The 16,385-nt window shown below is 58.2% G+C and carries 13 protein-coding genes; 8 read left to right on the plus strand and 5 right to left on the minus strand.

The window, feature by feature from the left end:
• Entirely contained in the window at window positions 1-960 is a 960-nt protein-coding gene (locus H8274_RS09200) for an ABC transporter permease (RefSeq protein ID WP_049619837.1), read from the minus strand.
• Between the two features lie 114 nt (window positions 961-1,074).
• On the minus strand, window positions 1,075-2,664 hold the full coding sequence (locus tag H8274_RS09205; protein WP_185934370.1) for an ABC transporter substrate-binding protein: 1,590 nt from the start codon (window positions 2,662-2,664) through the stop codon (window positions 1,075-1,077).
• Between the two features lie 538 nt (window positions 2,665-3,202).
• Between H8274_RS09205 and H8274_RS09210 the strand changes: the two genes are divergently transcribed.
• From H8274_RS09210 to H8274_RS09220, 3 genes are all read left to right on the plus strand, one after another.
• Window positions 3,203-4,516 (plus strand): ROK family protein, encoded by a 1,314-nt coding sequence (locus tag H8274_RS09210; RefSeq protein ID WP_185934371.1) that lies wholly within the window; start codon window positions 3,203-3,205, stop codon window positions 4,514-4,516.
• A 12-nt stretch (window positions 4,517-4,528) separates the two neighbouring features.
• Complete coding sequence (locus H8274_RS09215) at window positions 4,529-5,203, plus strand: N-acetylmannosamine-6-phosphate 2-epimerase (protein WP_065414818.1); 675 nt, start codon at window positions 4,529-4,531, stop codon at window positions 5,201-5,203.
• Between the two features lie 176 nt (window positions 5,204-5,379).
• Window positions 5,380-6,165 (plus strand): glucosamine-6-phosphate deaminase, encoded by a 786-nt coding sequence (locus H8274_RS09220; RefSeq protein WP_185934372.1) that lies wholly within the window; start codon window positions 5,380-5,382, stop codon window positions 6,163-6,165.
• 116 nt (window positions 6,166-6,281) lie between these two features.
• Here H8274_RS09220 and H8274_RS09225 read toward each other — a convergent pair whose 3' ends face one another.
• On the minus strand, window positions 6,282-7,604 hold the full coding sequence (locus H8274_RS09225; RefSeq protein WP_185934373.1) for a sialidase family protein: 1,323 nt from the start codon (window positions 7,602-7,604) through the stop codon (window positions 6,282-6,284).
• A 429-nt stretch (window positions 7,605-8,033) separates the two neighbouring features.
• Here H8274_RS09225 and H8274_RS09230 point away from each other — a divergent pair, with 429 nt between their 5' ends.
• The 4 genes from H8274_RS09230 to H8274_RS09245 all read left to right on the plus strand — a co-directional run bounded on the left by H8274_RS09230 (window position 8,034) and on the right by H8274_RS09245 (window position 12,864).
• On the plus strand, window positions 8,034-9,575 hold the full coding sequence (locus H8274_RS09230; protein WP_185934374.1) for an MFS transporter: 1,542 nt from the start codon (window positions 8,034-8,036) through the stop codon (window positions 9,573-9,575).
• Entirely contained in the window at window positions 9,575-10,600 is a 1,026-nt protein-coding gene (locus H8274_RS09235) for an L-idonate 5-dehydrogenase (protein ID WP_185934375.1), read from the plus strand. Before H8274_RS09230 ends, H8274_RS09235 begins: the two co-directional genes overlap by 1 nt.
• Window positions 10,601-11,212: 612 nt before the next feature.
• Entirely contained in the window at window positions 11,213-11,974 is a 762-nt protein-coding gene (locus tag H8274_RS09240; protein ID WP_185934376.1) for a GntR family transcriptional regulator, read from the plus strand.
• A 110-nt stretch (window positions 11,975-12,084) separates the two neighbouring features.
• Window positions 12,085-12,864, plus strand: coding sequence for an SDR family NAD(P)-dependent oxidoreductase (locus tag H8274_RS09245; protein ID WP_185934377.1), 780 nt, complete (start codon window positions 12,085-12,087; stop codon window positions 12,862-12,864).
• A gap of 148 nt (window positions 12,865-13,012) precedes the next feature.
• Here the strand turns inward: H8274_RS09245 and H8274_RS09250 are convergent, their stop codons facing one another.
• Window positions 13,013-13,348, minus strand: a complete 336-nt coding sequence (locus H8274_RS09250; RefSeq protein WP_221884795.1) for a hypothetical protein — start codon at window positions 13,346-13,348, stop codon at window positions 13,013-13,015.
• Window positions 13,349-13,355: 7 nt separating this feature from the next.
• Here H8274_RS09250 and H8274_RS09255 point away from each other — a divergent pair, with 7 nt between their 5' ends.
• Window positions 13,356-14,840, plus strand: a complete 1,485-nt coding sequence (locus H8274_RS09255) for a DUF1846 domain-containing protein (RefSeq protein ID WP_185934379.1) — start codon at window positions 13,356-13,358, stop codon at window positions 14,838-14,840.
• Between the two features lie 194 nt (window positions 14,841-15,034).
• Here the strand turns inward: H8274_RS09255 and H8274_RS09260 are convergent, their stop codons facing one another.
• A complete protein-coding gene (locus H8274_RS09260; RefSeq protein ID WP_185934380.1) occupies window positions 15,035-16,174 on the minus strand; it encodes an FHA domain-containing protein in 1,140 nt (379 codons plus the stop codon).
• Window positions 16,175-16,385: the final 211 nt, after the last annotated feature.

Here is a 16,385-nt window from a genome sequence, read left to right on the forward strand (position 1 = left end):
TTACACCGACCTAATCCTCGGATTGATCGCGATGTAGAGCAGATCAACCACGATATTCACGATGATGAAGGCGATCGCAACCACGAGCACCACGCCCTGGACGACCGAAGTCCAATTATTGGTAATGCCGTCTACGATCACGCGTCCCATGCCGCGCAGGTTGAAGATAACTTCAATAACCACGGCGCCGCCCATCAGGTAGCCGACTCGCAAGCCAAGTACCGTGACCGGCGTGATCAGCGCATTGCGCAAAACATTGCGGGCCACCACTACCGTCTTCGGAATGCCGGCACCCAAAGCGGTACGCACATAGTCCGAATCCAGTTCTTCCACCATCGAAGTACGAATCACGCGGGTAAGAGAACCAATCACGGGCACGGCGAGCGCCACGGCCGGTAGCAGCATACGGAGGAACCATCCCCCAAAATTGTCCGTCATTGCTGGCAGGCGGCCAGAAACTGGCAATATATTTGCGCCTCCCGGGCCCATCCAGACGATGAGCAAAATGCCGAGCCAGAAGGAAGGAGTGGCAATCCCGGCGATGGAGAGCACGCGGATCACCTTATCGGGCCAGCGGTCTCGGTAGAGAGCTGCCAAAACTCCCAGCGGGAAAGCCACCACAATAGCGATGAGCAAACCAAAGAAGGTGAGTTGCATGGTGATGGGGAAAGCTTGCCCCACCAGTTCGGCTACAGAATCTTGGCGTACCCCGTACACGCCGAGGCTGCCGCGGAACATTCCGCCTAGGAAGGCCAGGAATTGGATGAGCCAGGGTTTATCGAGACCTTGGGAAATCCGGAAAGCTTCCCGTTGCGCTTCGGTGGAGTTTTCTCCCAGTGCCGAATACGCGGGGTCAATTTTTGAGAAAGACATGAGGAAGAAGACCAGGAACACCACGCCCAGGATCATGAGCGGTAGTGCCACCAACCTTCGACCAACGAGTCTGATGACGTTATTCATATGCGTTACTCCTCAGTTCCCTGACACTGCGGAGGGGCGGAAGCTGTGCTTACCGCCCCTCCGTAGCGTTTTACACGGGATCCTGAATTTCGAGCACCCGGAAGGGGCTCGCTACTATTCGAGCGGCTTTGCCGTCAGCAGGTTCAGACCGGTGGTGGTCACCGGCGTTACGCCTTCCACGAGCTCCGGGTTGTAAGCGGTGATCATGGTGCGGTGGAAGAGCGGGTAGATCACGGCTTCTTCGGCCACGAGATCCATGGCTTCATTCCACTTGGCCTGGCGGGCATCGCCTTCCAGCTGCACTGCTTCATCAAGCAGGTTCTGCAGCTCCTGGAACTTCTCCGGTTCGCCCTTCTGCATGAAGGAGCGGCGCTGCGTCCACAGGTTATCGCCGTACCACCAGCGGATAAGCATGTCTGGATCGTTGCCGAATACCGAAGGATCGCCCGGGGCGAGTGCCACATCGAAGGTTGCATTATCGACGTCGAGGTTGTTCGAGTAGAGCGAGGCGGAAGCCTGCGCGTTGAGTTCTACCTTCACGCCCACAGCTTCCAGATCGTTCTTGATCTGGGGCCCAAGAGCTTCAATCCACGGGTGATCCGTGCTCTGCAAGGTGATCGAAAGATCGGATACGCCAGCTTCGGCCAGAAGTTCCTTCGCCTTTTCTGGGTTGTAGGTGTACTGGACCTTAGCCTTGTTGTAGTACTGCGAGGTTTCGGGCAGGAAGCCGATAGCTTCCTTCGCCTTGCCGTCCATCGCGTTCGCAATCAGCTTCTGAGTATCGATCGCGTAATGGAAGGCTTGGCGGACCCGCGCGTCATTGAAGGGTGCCTTGCTGGTGTTGAAGAGCAGGAAGGGCAAGTTGAAGCCCTGCTTTTCTTCGACCTTCAGGCCAGCAGCTTCCAGCAGTTCGATACGGTCAGCCGGTACCGCTTCCATTACGGCAATCGTGCCGTCCTGAGCGGCGGTGGTACGAGCGTTATCGTCCTTGATGATGTCCCAATGCATATGTGCACCCTTGGCCGGGAAGGGGCCGTTGTAGTGCTCGTTCGGAGACATTTCAATACCGGTATCGGTAATGGAATCGTACTTCCACGGGCCCGAACCAACCGGCTTGGCCTTCAGCTCGTCCGCAGTGGCGGACTTCGGCACAATCTTCACGACCGTCAAGCGATCCTTGAGCAGCGTGAAGGGATGGTTGAGGTTAATCGTGACGGTGGAATCGTCCTTCTTCTCTACGTTCTTCACGGAGGAAAGCATGGACGCGTACAGGTTTTCGGGAGCCATTGCCTTTTCGAAGGAGGCAATAACATCATCGGCCGTCACCGGAGTGCCATCGGAGAAGGCCGCATCGGGCCGAATCTTCACTTCGTACTGGGTATCGGATACTTCGACCGGGGCGTCATCCGCGGCCAGCTCCTTACGAATATTGAAGTCAGAATCGTAGGAGTACAGTGCTTCAACCACGTGCCAGTTGGTGCCCATAGCCAGTGCCGAGGAGGTACTGGTGGGGTTGTAATCCGTGGTTTCGTAGGCGGCACCAGCGGTGATCGTGCCGGTCTGCGTTGCTTCGCTAGTACCGGCGGAGCCGGAGGCGTCCGCCGTGCCTTCCGTCTTGCCGCTACCTCCGCCACACGCTGTTAGCGCCAGCGCTGCGGCGGCAAGGACTGCGGCAACCTTCGTGCTAAAGATGCCTTTTCGCATGGATAGTGTCCTCTTCTTACTTGTTGTGTCCTCATCATTGAGAGCATCGGCCCGCGAGCAAGTGCCGGCGTTGCCGAAACGAAAGAAAGCTGTTCGCCCTACTTCCTTCGTGCCTCCTCGTTGAGACCTTTCTCGAAGCTCTCTGTGAACCTCTTAGGGTTCCCTGTGAACCTCTTAGGAAGAAAACTATGTCATCAGACAAATTTTCGCAAGGGCTACACACGGCCCCGCCCTAACATGACCGCGTAAGGAGCTCTCGCTCTATCAGCTTTTGCGGCGACATTTCGGGACTTTTTGAGGAAAAACGCGAATTTTCTGGCGGCGGAGCAAATTCGATGTAGGCTAGGCGTAGCAGTTTGTCTGACGTTTCGTGAAGGTGCGAATCGTACAGGCGCGAATGCGATGTTAGCTCGCGGGTGGTAGCCCTCCACTCGCAGCCGCCACGCCGGCGCTGCTAGCATCCGCTCGCACCACCGGGCAAACTTTGCGCAGGAATACCAAGGAATACCGTTGCTAAAACCGGGGAGTACCTATTCTCATGAGTTCCACGACGCCGTCCGCCGCCGCTCCTAACCCCGCGGCTGTACCTGTCCCCGCGGCTGTACCTGCCCCCGCGGCTGCACCTGCCCCCGCGGCTGCACCTGCCCCCGCAGCTACGCATACCCCCGCGAGCGGGCCACATTGTTTTCTAGCCTTAGACATAGGGGGCACAAAAATTGCTGGCGGCCTAGTAGTTTTGCCGGCTCCGGACGTGCCCGAAGTACATCTACTCAGTTCGGTTGCCACGCAGGCAAGCCGCGGCGGGGCGGCAGTATTGGAAACCGTGGTGGATTTTGCGCAAGATCTACTCGTGCAAGCTCGGCAGGCCGGGCTAGAGCCGCAGGGCATTGGAGTTTCTTCCGCCGGAGTAATCGCGGAAGCAGACGGGGCGATCGCTTCGGCCACGGATACCATGCCCGGCTGGGCCGGCCAACCCCTGGGCGCGGCCTTGCGCGAAGCTTGCCACTTGCCCGTGGCGGTACTCAATGATGTGCACGGGCACGCATTAGGAGAGGCCAGTTTCGGGGCCGCACGCGGCGCTCGCACCGCGCTGGTTTTTGCCATCGGCACCGGCATGGGCGGGGCAGCCGTATTCGACGGCCAAGTACATCGCGGGGCGCGCGGAGTATCCGGCCATTTTGGGCACGTCTACCACCCCTTGGCCGCCGGGCTTACCTGTTCTTGCGGGCGCGAATCCCACATAGAATCAGTGGCCTCCGGCTCCGGCCTGGCCCGGCTCTGGGCCAAACGCGCCGCCGCGCAAGACCCGGCCGCACAGGACCCCGCCGCACAGAACCCCACTGCACAGGACCCGGCGAACGCTTTGGCCGCAGCGCCCTGGCGGGCCGCTAGCTATACCGGCCGCGCTGCGCCTGCTGAACCGGAGGCATCGGCTGAACCGGCCACCCCGCAGTCGAGTACCACGAGTGCGGCGCCTGAGCAGCCGGCACCCGAGCAACCGGTCCCTGGTCACCAGGCAGACTATCCGCGGGAAGTGAGCGGCGGGGGCGAAGTAGCGGCGCGAGCCGCTGCCGGAAGCAAGTTCGCAGCCGCGGTCTTACAGGATTCTGCCCGAGCTCTCGGGCAGGTTATTGCCGGTTTGGCAAACTGTTTAGATCCAGACGTAATCGTTCTATCCGGTTCGGTAACTCAAGCCGGCACGGTGTGGAGAGAGGCACTAGCCGCGGGCTTTGCCGAATCCGCAATGACTCCGGTGCGTGAAGTGCCTTTGGCACGCGGCACGCTCGGCGGCAAAGCGCCCTTGATTGGCGCGGCCATCCACTGCTACCAGCAGTATTTCCAGCATCACTAAAGGAGCAAGAAAATGCATCCAGTAATCGCGGCGATCAAAGGAAAACTCGTCGTTTCCTGCCAAGCCTATCCGGGCGAGCCCCTACGCCACCCAGAAACCATGGCCCAGATGGCACTCGCGGCAGAACGCGGCGGAGCGGCCGCTATTCGCTGCCAAGGCCTCGCTGATATTGCGGCAATCAAAGGGCAGGTGGAAGTACCCGTTATTGGCCTGTGGAAAGAAGGCCACGAAGGTGTTTACATCACTCCCAGCGTGCGCCACGCGCTGGCTTGCGTGAATGCGGGGGCCGACGTCGTCGCCATTGACGCCACCACCCGGAAACGCCCCGATGGTTCCACGTTCGCGGAAACTATCGCCCCCGTACACGCGGCCGGGGCGCTCGTAATGGCAGATTGCGGTTCCCTGGAAGATGCTCTATATGCAGCCGAATCCGGGGCGGATCTGCTTGGTACTACGCTGGCCGGCTATACGCCTTCCCGGCCGAAAACTTCCGGCCCCGATTTTGAACTTTTGGCGCAAATGGTGGAAGCCGTACCGCATTTACCCGTGGTTTGTGAAGGGCGTATCCATACTCCGGAAGATGCGCGCCAAGTGATGGCGGCCGGGGCGTGGGCGGCAGTGGTCGGCACCGCGATCACCCACCCCACCACGATCACCACCTGGTTCCGGGACGCTGTGGAAGGCTAAGCCCGCCTTCCACACACGCGCACCACAAAACGCAAAACATAAAACACAGACCACTAGGCCACCAGGCCACCAGGCCACCAGGCCACCAGGCCACCAGGCCACTAGACCACTAGACCACTAGGCCGCTAGACCATTAGACCACTAGATACATAGATACACGGAAGGGAAGTATCGCAGTGAAAATCGGAATTTTTGAAAGTGAACCAGCCGCTTCGCGGGCCGCAGCAGACCTTATTATTGAGCATTTCGCTGCCCACCCGGGCGCCACTTTGGGGGTGGCTACCGGCAGCTCGCCGCTCGGCATCTACCAGGTATTGCGCGAAGCACATGCGGAAGGGCGGTTCACGCTCGCCGATTCGCAAGCCTTTGCGCTAGACGAATACGTTGGCATTGCGCAGGACCACCCGGAATGCTATCGCAATGTGTTGCGCGCCCAACTGGTTGGGGAAGATAAAACCGGTTTGCGGGAAGAAAACCTGCACACCCCGGATGGGCAAGATCCAGATCCGCAGGCTGCAGCGGTCCGCTACGATGCGTCTATAGCGGAAGCTGGCGGAGTGGACCTGCAAATCTTGGGCATTGGCGCCGATGGGCATATTGCCTTCAATGAACCCGGTTCCTCCTTGGTTTCCCGCACCCACCACGAAGCCCTCGCCCAGCAAACCATTGCTGATAATGCGCGGTTCTTCGGCGGCAACCTCGACCTGGTTCCTACCTCGGCTCTCACCCAAGGGCTCGGCACGATTATGGAAGCTCGCAAAATCGTGCTCACTGCCTTTGGGGAAGGGAAAAAGGAAGCCGTAACGCAGCTCGTAGAAGGAGCGATTTCCGCGCGGTGGCCCTGCACTATCCTGCAACTGCATCCGGACGTAACCGTGCTTACCGACGCCGCCGCCGCTGCCGATCTGGAACTCACCGAGCTCTACCAGGCGCGGTGGGAAATGCGGCAAAAGCTCGGGTAGGAACTCATCCCGCGCGATAGTTTTTAGGCCGGACCGAGCTCCGGCCTAAGCTTCCCGACGCCTCTTGGTGCTTCAAGTGCCCTCGCCAGTTTTACGAACCGGCGAGGGTGACTACCTTAAATACCGTTGATAAGGCCTTCTAAGCTCGGCACAACTTCACAGCGGATGCTCTGCGCCCGCTCATAGGCCACCAGCAAATCCGTTGTTCCGGGCAGGTAAACGGCGTCCGCGTAACCAAATTCGCCGGGCGCAAAGCGATAGTGAACCCTACCCTCGTAATCAACCAGGGCCCCATTTTCCCGCGCTCCCAAAAGCTCGGAATTAGTTTCGGGTGGAGCCACCGCGGGGCCCGCCGGTTCGGGTGAAGCTACCGCCAAACCCGCAGGTTCGGGTGGTGCCGCCGCGGGAAGCAAGGAGCCGGATGGTTGGGGATCTCCCGCCGTGGACGCAGCCGGTTCGGGATGCGCCGATCCGGTTTCTGGGAATCCGGTGGTATGCGGGTGAATCAGTAATAGTGGCGCGCACGAACCTGAATTCGGCGCTGGGGCGAGCAAGATTTTGGCATTGCAACCCGGATCGGAAAGGTCGAGCGGGCGCGGCTGCGACCAGGAAAGCCCATCCCGGGAATACGCGACCCACCGGCCGCCCCGGCCCTGCGCCCGAAAATTAGCATGTACATATTCTCCGTCCCAGGCCAAAGTAGTTTCGTCGAGATAAATACCGGCACTGTTATCAGCAGTAATTGGGTCGCTAATCGCCCGGATTTTCCCTTCCTGCACATGCACAATCCGGATATGCGCTTCCGTTCCCGTGCGGACCACGTACGGGAGCAACGCCGTCGTCCCCATGCAAACCGTGGAACCAGAAGTGGCAAACAGGCCATCGCAACGCAATTCTGTATACAACTCGGTGGCTGGCATGTGCTGCAACTGCGTTACGGAAGGGCCGTAGGCGATATAGGGTTCCAAGCGCGGGCCTGCGTATTGGGAACCGAAATAACCGATTTCGGTGGAAGAACCATAAGCCAAGGTGAGGTTGTGCCCGTCGGAAGCGACGCACGCGTCTGAACAAACCGCGGGAGCGCCCGGCACCGGTTGCGCCGGCGTCCACCTCCCATCGTATGTGCGCACATTTTCATTTTCCTGCGCACTGAGATTCGCGCCCACAGCGGGCGGGCACGACGCCGTAACCGGTTCCGCTTCCGCCTGGCCCGGGGCAGCAAGCTCAAGTTCGCAAAATAGGATCCTATTCGGATTGGGCAGGTCATCCGCCATGGCGCCACCTGCGCCCAACCACCCCGAACCGGCGCGCGGATGTGGACGTTCGTCGAAGAAAGCTAATACCCGGCCGCGGTGATTAATCAACGCAGGAATGCGGTAATTATGCGTCGCGGTTGGGTGGGCAAGGTCGGCTACGTTATACCGGGGCGAATTGGCCATACCCAAAAGTATAGGAGAAGCACCGAAAGAATACCGGGGCATCGAAATAATGTTGGTTGCTCGAAAAGGAGCCGGGGCACGAGGCCGCACGCCGCCCTGCACCCCACCCCGCAGTATGTGGCGGCGGGTAGCGGCGACAGGCTATGACGGGCCCGGCGCGTGCGCAATAAATATGTGCACGCATGACGCGAATCTTACTCAGGTGACTTTTATCGCACCCGCTCCATCACCTTGCGCAACCCCCGAGTTTCCCTGGGTGAAATTTTGATTTCACCCTAGTAAACGTGACGATGTCACTTTTTTGCTTTATGCTGAATTTGACGTGTTCGTCAACACTTTCTGCCGCATGGGCATAATTTTCAAATAATTCGTGAGTAAAGAAGCTCACGCCTCACAGGCTTATTCGCACAATGTTAGGAATATTTATATATGTCAGATAGCTCGAAAGATGTGGCTGTCGAACCGGCCTCCGCGAAGGCTAATGCTTCGACGGCCCACCGAACAACTGGCGATCTTGTAAAGGCCGCGGTTTCAGGATGGCTCGGTACCGCGCTTGAGTTCATGGATTTCCAGCTCTATTCGCTTGCTGCCGCGCTGGTTTTCAAAGATCTCTTCTTCCCTGCCGGCGACCAAGCCACCGCAATTCTCGGCGCCATGGCAATTTACGGGGTTGGCTACATAGCCCGCCCGCTCGGCGCCTGGTATTTCGGCCGCCTCGGGGACCGAATCGGCCGCACAAAAATCCTTTACATCACCATCGCCCTAATGGGTGTTGCCACCACCTTAATTGGCTTCTTGCCTACATATCAGCAGGTAGGCCTGCTTGCACCCCTTCTTCTCGTGGTGCTCCGCCTAGCTCAGGGATTTGGTGCTGGCGCAGAAATTTCCGGGGCGTCGGTTATGCTGGCCGAATACGCACCCGAGGGCCGCCGCGGGCTTATTTCCTCCCTGGTTGCGCTCGGTACAAACTCCGGAACGCTCGGAGCTGGCCTTATCTGGGCAATCCTGTTGGGCGTTGTTGGCACCGATGGTGTAATTGCATGGGCCTGGCGTATTCCGTTTATCGGATCTATCGTACTTCTTGGACTAGCGCTCTTCGTTCGTGCGCACCTCAAGGAATCTCCCGTTTTCGTCAAGGTGCAGCAGGCGGGGATGGAAGAAGTCCTCAGCGATGAAGAGCTTTTGGAAGAATACGATAAGCCTCTTCCTTCCAAGAAGGAGCGCCGCGCCCAGCTTAAGGCTGACAAGAAGCGCGAACGCGAGGAAGCGAAGCGAGTGGCCGCGTCTGAGCGGATGAAGGTTAAGCGTTCGTGGAAGGCATTCCTTGCTGCCTGCTTGCTGCGCTTCGGTCAGTCCGGAAACTCTGGCATGGTCCAGACCTTCCTTATTACCTTCCTTACCGCTTACTGGCTAGTTTCGAAGGACGTCGCGTCAAACGTCGTCGTCTACTCCTCGTTAGTAGGTTTCATCACCGTCCCGATTATCGGAATAATTGGTGACAAGATTGGGCGCGAGCGTACTTACACGATCATCACCGGCATTGGACTTTTGCTCATTATCCCCTGCTTCCTGGCGATGATGAACAACCGCGGAGTGGCAGACACACCCGAATTGGTTGACGGAGTAAGCATTCCCCACTTCGGCAACCCAGACCTAATGTTCTTTATCGGTTACATAGTTCTCCACAACATTACGGTTCTGGCATTGTTCTCCCTTGAGAACATTTCGATGGCCGAATGCTTCGGCTCAGCCCACCGATACGAACAACTCGCTCTCTCGAAGGAAATCCCCAACCTCATCACCGCAGGTTTCGGCCCGCTAATCGCAGCATGGTTGGTGCAGCTATTCAACGGCTCCTGGATTGCCTGCGCAGTGCTGATGTTCTTCTATACCGGAGTGGTTTTTGTAACCTCAATCATCATGCCAGATGTGACGGATCGCGATCTCACTATCAAGGAGGATGCATTCTAATGAAAGCGATTCAAGTTAAAAGTGCCGATAATCTAGAAGTTGTGGAGCTTCCTGACCCTACAGCCGGCCCGGGCGAAGTCCGCGTCAAGATGGAATGGGGCGGAATCTGCGGCTCCGACATTGCCTACTGGCGCCACGGCGCCTCCGGTACCGCCGTCCTGAAAGAACCACTAATTCTTGGGCATGAAGTTGCCGGCACCATCGATCAAATCGGCGATGGCGTACAAGGATGGAACGTTGGTGACAAAATTACGATCCATCCGGCTACTTATGTAGGTGATTACACAGTTCCGGAACACCTTAAGGGGCGCGATAACTTGTGGCCAGAAGTACGGTATTTCGGTTCTGCCGCATTCTTCCCCCACGAACAGGGCGGTTTCTCCACGTATCGGGTTGCCCGCGCCGATCAGCTTCGTAAATTACCCGATAACGTCTCCACCAAAGAAGGCGCTATCGCCGAACCACTCGGCGTAGCTATGCATGCCGTCAACGTTGCAGGACCGCTGGAAAACAAGCGGATTCTGGTGAACGGCGCTGGACCAATCGGGGCTCTCACCGTAGGCGCCCTCAAACATGCCGGCGCAGAAGAAGTTTACGTATCCGACGTAAAGCAAAGCCCGCTGGAAATCGCCCGCGCGCTCGGCGCAGACCACCTAATCAATCGCGGCGAAGGGGAAGACCTGCCGGAAAACGTAGACATCACGTTTGAGGCCTCCGGCGCTCCCGCCACAATTGGCGACTGCCTGATGGCAACCGTACGCGGCGGATTGATGGTACAGGTCGGAAATCTTCCTGGCTCGCCCACTCCGATCAACCTTGGCCAGCTCGTTACACGCGAAATCACCTATAAGGGTTCGTACCGCTTCATCGATGAAATCAGCGACGCAGTTGCGGCCATAGCTTCCGGCCTTGACCTCACGCCGGTAATGACCCACGAATTTACGATCGACGAAGCGGCCACCGCCTTCCAAACCGCGGCAGACCGTTCTACCGGATCATCGAAGGTAATGATCAAACTATCGTAATTGAGCACCATCCATAAAGAAGCTCTTCTACGAAGCAGGCTCCTCAAGAGGCCTCCTTAGAACGAGCTCCGTAAAGTGGGCGGGAATCGATACGCAATTATCGATTCCCGCCCACTTTCGTCCACCCGATTCCTAGTTTGCACCTACAAATAACACTGCTTTATGCAACACTGTTTGCACATATTGCGCGGTTTTCAACGTCTGAAACAGCCATTTCTTGACGCCGTTTACGCAGTGTCTGCTTCACATACTGGGGCTTACACAACTGCACTGAAATAGTTACCTCAAAACAACATGGTTTACTCTTGCCGCTGGAAGGACAAGCGGTGGGCAACACGAACCCTTGGCGGTATGGCCTAGCATTTGCGATAAAACTGCACGTTCTTCGCGCGCCCACCAAGCAATCACAGACTTGTTGAATAATATTGAATCTGCTTATATGGGCTCAAGTTCGCGCTTTGGGAGAATAGTATAATTGTGCTCGACAACTCGATTGCTCGGGCTGGCATACCTATTGGAGTACCGGACGTAAGCATCAGAACGTGAAGCGGGTTGGCCACGCATGCCAAGGTAGCCACGCCAAATGCAACTACCTACCATTGGAGGGACCGCATGAATTGCACTGACATCAACCTAGACGAACCTGCTGTTATTTCAATGTCGATTGATCGGAGCGAGGACGCTCCCCTATATACGCAAATCACCAAAGCGATAGCCTCAAGTATTCGCTCCGGTGAGCTAGTTCCCGGCCAGCTTCTGGAAAATGAAGTTTCCCTAGCTGCTCGGTTGGAGGTATCGCGCCCTACGGTTCGACGCGCCTTTCAAGACCTAGTAAATATGGGACTAGTTGTTCGCAAACGCGGTGCCGGAACTCGTGTTACGCCCGAACACGTACGCCGCCCCCTTGGTCTTACATCACTTGATGAAGACCTGAAGGGTGCGGGATACACAACTTCAACCGAGGTGCTTTCTTATTCAGTAGCCCTTGCAGATGAAGAGCTCGCGCAGAGATTAAAATGCGATCCCGGAACTGAAGTGGTTACGATAGTTAGGGTACGTTTGGCGAACGGCACTAAGCTCGCGTTAATGCACAATATTCTCCCTTCATCCATAGCTCCTTCACTTACCGAAATTTCGTCCGAAGGTCTGTACGCAACGCTCCGGAAAAACGGCGTCGAGCTGTATTCGGCAATGCAAACGATCGGAGCACGTAACGCAACACCCGGAGAAGCAGAGCTACTCGACCTTGAGCCCGGGGCGGCGCTATTGACGATGCATCGAGATGCCTACGATTCGCAGGGAAACATTGTCGAAGTTGGCGATCACGTGTACGACGCATCGCAGTACACTTTTAACTCCTCACTCTACGCGTGAGAATTTGTCCAGTTGATGAAGCACACTCCGAAGATACGAAGACGGCGTTCGAACTGCTTCGCGATTACTCACTTGCAACACCAAGCCAAACACCGACCGAAAGGAAAACAATGAGCAAGGGCCGAATTCTGGTAACCGGAGCTTCCACCGGTATTGGCGAAGCAACCGCTCGCCGCCTGGTAAAAGACGGCTTCTCGGTTATTGCGACCGCACGTCGGGAAGAACGCCTCGCCAAATTGGCTGAGCAAATTGGTTGCGATTACTTCGCTGCGGATCTTACGGACCAAGAATCCGTAAACAACCTGGTTGAATATGCCTACAAAGATAGCGAACTGGCCGGGCTGGTAAACATCGCGGGCGGGGCACGCGGAGCCGATACCGTGGAAGAGGGCAAAGTAAATGACTGGGAGGTTATGTACAACATCAACGTCCTGGCCACCTTGCGCATCACGCAGCCGATTTATGAGCGCATGAAGGAAAAGGGCGGGGATATCGTCTTCCTTACTTCAACCGCCGCGCAGGAACTCTACCCGGGCGGGGCCGGTTATGTGGCCGCCAAGCACGGTGAACGTTTCATCAAGGATGGCCTGCGTTGGGAAGGAGTAGGTTCCCCAGTACGGCTAATCGAAATCCGCCCCGGCATGGTGATGACGGAAGAGTTCTCTCTCAACCGCCTCGGATCGGAAGACGCCGCAGAGAATGTTTACCGCGGCGTAGCTGAACCGCTCCTCGCCGAAGATATCGCGGACATTGTTTCTTGGACCCTAACCCGGCCCAAGCACGTCAACATTGACACCGTGACCGTACGGCCCGTAGCCCAAGCCAATGCCTGGGTTGTAGAACGCGCCGACGATTCCGTACAAGACCTGCCTGCCTCGGATCTCAAGTAGAGCTTCGGCAAAAAACCAATAATTGCGTGGCCCCGCCGGCAGCGCGCGTGCGTGAGAACTAGCAACGCGTGCGCGAAAACCGGCAACGCGCGTGCGTGAAGACCAGCAGCGCGCCTGCGGGAAAACCGGCAGCGCGCCTGCATGAAAATTAGCAGCGCGTGCGTGAATAATCGCGTGCTGCCGGCGGGGCCCGCAACTTTTGCAGTAGGGTATTCCCGATACCGTTTGCATCGTGAAAGTGGGCTTTTGTGGGCGAAGCAGTAAATAGCAATAACCAGGCATTACCCGAGCGCGCGCACAGCTCCAAACGGTCGGCGACTGCCGCGCCCAGCGCTACCAACGCCCCCGCCAAGCCCAGCACGGCCACAGGCGCAGCCAGTTCCCCCGCCAAGCCCAGCGCAGCCACAGGCGCCACCGCGGCCAGCGCAGCAAACTCACCGACCACGCCCAGCACAGCCACAGGCTCAGCAACATCCAGCTCCACCCCCGCCGTGCCTACCGCTTTCGATGCGGAAAAGTACATCCGCCTCCAATCTCAGGAAATCAAGGAGCGCCGCGATTCTATTGGCGGCAAGCTCTACCTCGAGCTGGGTGGCAAGCTCTTCGATGATTATCATGCTTCTCGCGTTTTGCCCGGGTTTGCGCCCGATCTGAAGATCCGCATGTTGGAAGAGCTGAAGGACGAGCTGGAAATCCTCGTCGTCGTGAACGCTAAAGACCTCAAAAATAAGCAGCGCGCCGATATTGGAATCACTTACGAAGACGAGGTACTCCGCCTTGTGGATATCTTTCAAGGGGCAGGATTCCTGGTACAAAACGTGGTGCTCACGCAGTATGAAGAGGGAAATCGGGAGGCGCGGAATTTCCGGCGTCGGCTCCAAAAAGCGGGCCTGCGCGCGCCCCGCCACCGGCGGATTGCCGGCTACCCTTCAGATACGAAACTGGTGGTTTCGGAAGAAGGGCTCGGCCAGAACGAATATGTGGAAACGGCTCGCGACCTCGTGGTGGTCACTGCGCCCGGGCCGGGTTCGGGCAAGCTCGCCACCTGCCTTTCTCAGCTGTACCACGATAATAAGCGCGGTATTTCTTCTTATTACGCGAAGTTTGAAACCTTCCCGGTCTGGAATTTGCCGCTCGACCATCCCGTGAATTTGGCTTACGAGGCCGCTACCGCCGATCTGGACGACGTCAATATGATCGACCCCTTCCACCTCGTGGCTTACGGAAAACAAACCGTAAATTACAACCGAGACGTCGAAGTCTTCCCCCTACTTTCCCTGTTATTGCGCGAAATTTCTGGGGAAACCCGGTACCAGTCCCCCACCGATATGGGGGTTAATATGGTCGGTTATTGTATTGCCGACGACGCCGCTTGCCAGGCCGCTGCCCGCGCGGAGATTTTGCGGCGCTATTACCGAGCTTTGGTCGAAGAAAAGAAAACTGAATCAGCGCCGCACGCTTCCGAGCGGATCGCGCTCATTATGGCCAAGCTTGGTTTGGAGCCGGGCATGCGGAAGGTAGTTCCGCCCGCTTTGGCGAAGGAGAAGGCCACGCATCAGCCGGCGGCGGCCATGCAGTTACCCGACGGCACGATTATTACCGGGAAAACTTCAAAACTGCTCGGCTGCTCTTCCGCCATGTTGCTCAATGCGCTCAAGGTTTTGGCCGGGATTGATGACCGCGTGAAGCTGCTTTCCCCGGAAGCGATCGCCCCGATCCAGAACCTGAAAACGGAACATTTGGGATCTTTGAACCCGCGTCTGCATACCGATGAAGTGCTGATCGCCCTAGCCGTTTCCGCTTCCACGAACGAGCTGGCTGCCAAAGCCCTCGCCCAGTTGCGCAACCTGCGCGGCTGCGATGTGCATACCACCACCATTTTGGGCTCGGTAGACGAAAGCATTTTCCGGAACCTGGGTATAAACGTCACTAGCGAGCCGAAATATCAGCGCAAAACGCTCTACCGCAAACACTAGGAACCAAAAGGGGCAAGCGCACTAGGAGAAGGCTAGCCACTGCGCGGCAATCAGCATCTCCGCCCGCCGGCTAGGTTTCCAACCGCGCCACCAGTGTTTCCAACCGCGCCACCAGTTTCGCGAGCGCGCCGAGCTAGGAGCGCTCGCGCGTCGCCCGCGGCGGTCCCACCTGGCGGCTTGGCCGGCCAACCGCCCTATATCCCGTAGGCCACTTCGAAGCGCACACCTTCGCCGATGTCGATAATATCGCCGTCGTGCAAAAGCACCGGACTTTCCGGGGCCACCCGCATCGGCTCGGTACCCGCTCGTAGCACGTAAGTGCCGTTATTCGAATCGCGGTCCACAATCACCGCTTCATTCCCGTCTACCCGCACCTCGCAGTGCACGCGAGAAATCTCCAGCGCCGGGCTGGGAACCATTACGAGTTGCGGAGCTTCGTGGCCCGGGCGTGCTTGCCCGCGCGGCTGCCTACCGATAACGACGTCGCCACGCAACTCCACCGTCCATTCCGGCCCGCGCAGCATTTCCTGGCTGTCCGTAAAACTATCTGCCTCGCCGTAAGTGCTCCCGGCCCCGCCGGTAGCGTTTTGCTCCGCACCCGCATTGCGTGCTGGGTCCACGAAGAATATCAAGAGGCCCAGGCGTCCGGTGTCAAAAGCCAGCGTGGGGCCCGTGGGATCAACCGCGCCGGCTCCGGCTGTAGCGGCTACTGCCGCGCCCGCCGCGGCGGCCGCAATCCACGTGGCCGAACGCCGGCCCGGCCTTTCCCCGCCCGCGCCGGATTCTGCGGGCGTTGCCGCGCCCGGAGTGGGGCTTTCCCCGGAAAGTACCTGATCGAAATCAGCTATTTGGTCGAAATCTGCCGGGCCCGGCTGCGGCGCGGGCTGGGCTTCCGCGACCGGTGCGAAACTCAAAATGGCGCCGCCGGCTTGCACCACGCCATCGGTGAGCGGCAGGACATTTGATTGCGAGCCGAGCTGGGCGGGCATAGGTTCTTCCCCGAAATACAGCTCCGTGCCGGCAGGAACCCGGGTTTCAGTCCAAGTGAAAGCTTGTGCGCCGTCGGCAATTATGGTGCCGGAAATATCCCACACCCGCATTCCGCGCGTAACCACTAACGTGGTTTCGCCGGCGGGAGCAGCGAGCGCGAAAACGCTGTTCGGGAGGCGTAACAGTTCGCCCAGCACGCTCGCAAAACCGACCGGGCCGTCGTGGAGGAGGCGCCACAATTCGGCCGCTTGCGTCGGTTCGGCGTGCGGCAGGAAGAGCACACCCGAATCGCTCGCCACCAAAAACCCTTTTCCGGCAAGCGGCATCACTCGTGAAACGGCCATTGTTCCCTCACTTCGCAATCTCGCTCTGTTCAACCACAATACTAGGTGAGGCAGGCCAAGCGATGGCAAAACCGGGCACCGGCGGACAAAGCGGGAACCGAAACGGCAAGCCAGCGCGAGAACCAAGCGCCGGCGGACACCGCGAGAACCAAGCGCCGGCGTGCAGTGGCTGCGGCCGGCACCCGCCAACTGCCCCGCCGGCTGTACATGT

This window comes from Actinobaculum suis (genome assembly GCF_900618115.1).
Lineage (GTDB): Bacteria > Actinomycetota > Actinomycetes > Actinomycetales > Actinomycetaceae > Actinobaculum > Actinobaculum suis.

Coding starts and splice junctions, on each gene's coding strand:
- H8274_RS09200 (WP_049619837.1), bottom strand. CDS start 960: ATGAATAACGTCATCAGACTCGTTGGTCGAAGGTTGGTGGCACTACCG.
- H8274_RS09205 (WP_185934370.1), bottom strand. CDS start 2,664: ATGCGAAAAGGCATCTTTAGCACGAAGGTTGCCGCAGTCCTTGCCGCC.
- H8274_RS09210 (WP_185934371.1), top strand. CDS start 3,203: ATGAGTTCCACGACGCCGTCCGCCGCCGCTCCTAACCCCGCGGCTGTA.
- H8274_RS09215 (WP_065414818.1), top strand. CDS start 4,529: ATGCATCCAGTAATCGCGGCGATCAAAGGAAAACTCGTCGTTTCCTGC.
- H8274_RS09225 (WP_185934373.1), bottom strand. CDS start 7,604: ATGGCCAATTCGCCCCGGTATAACGTAGCCGACCTTGCCCACCCAACC.
- H8274_RS09230 (WP_185934374.1), top strand. CDS start 8,034: ATGTCAGATAGCTCGAAAGATGTGGCTGTCGAACCGGCCTCCGCGAAG.
- H8274_RS09235 (WP_185934375.1), top strand. CDS start 9,575: ATGAAAGCGATTCAAGTTAAAAGTGCCGATAATCTAGAAGTTGTGGAG.
- H8274_RS09240 (WP_185934376.1), top strand. CDS start 11,213: ATGAATTGCACTGACATCAACCTAGACGAACCTGCTGTTATTTCAATG.
- H8274_RS09245 (WP_185934377.1), top strand. CDS start 12,085: ATGAGCAAGGGCCGAATTCTGGTAACCGGAGCTTCCACCGGTATTGGC.
- H8274_RS09260 (WP_185934380.1), bottom strand. CDS start 16,174: ATGGCCGTTTCACGAGTGATGCCGCTTGCCGGAAAAGGGTTTTTGGTG.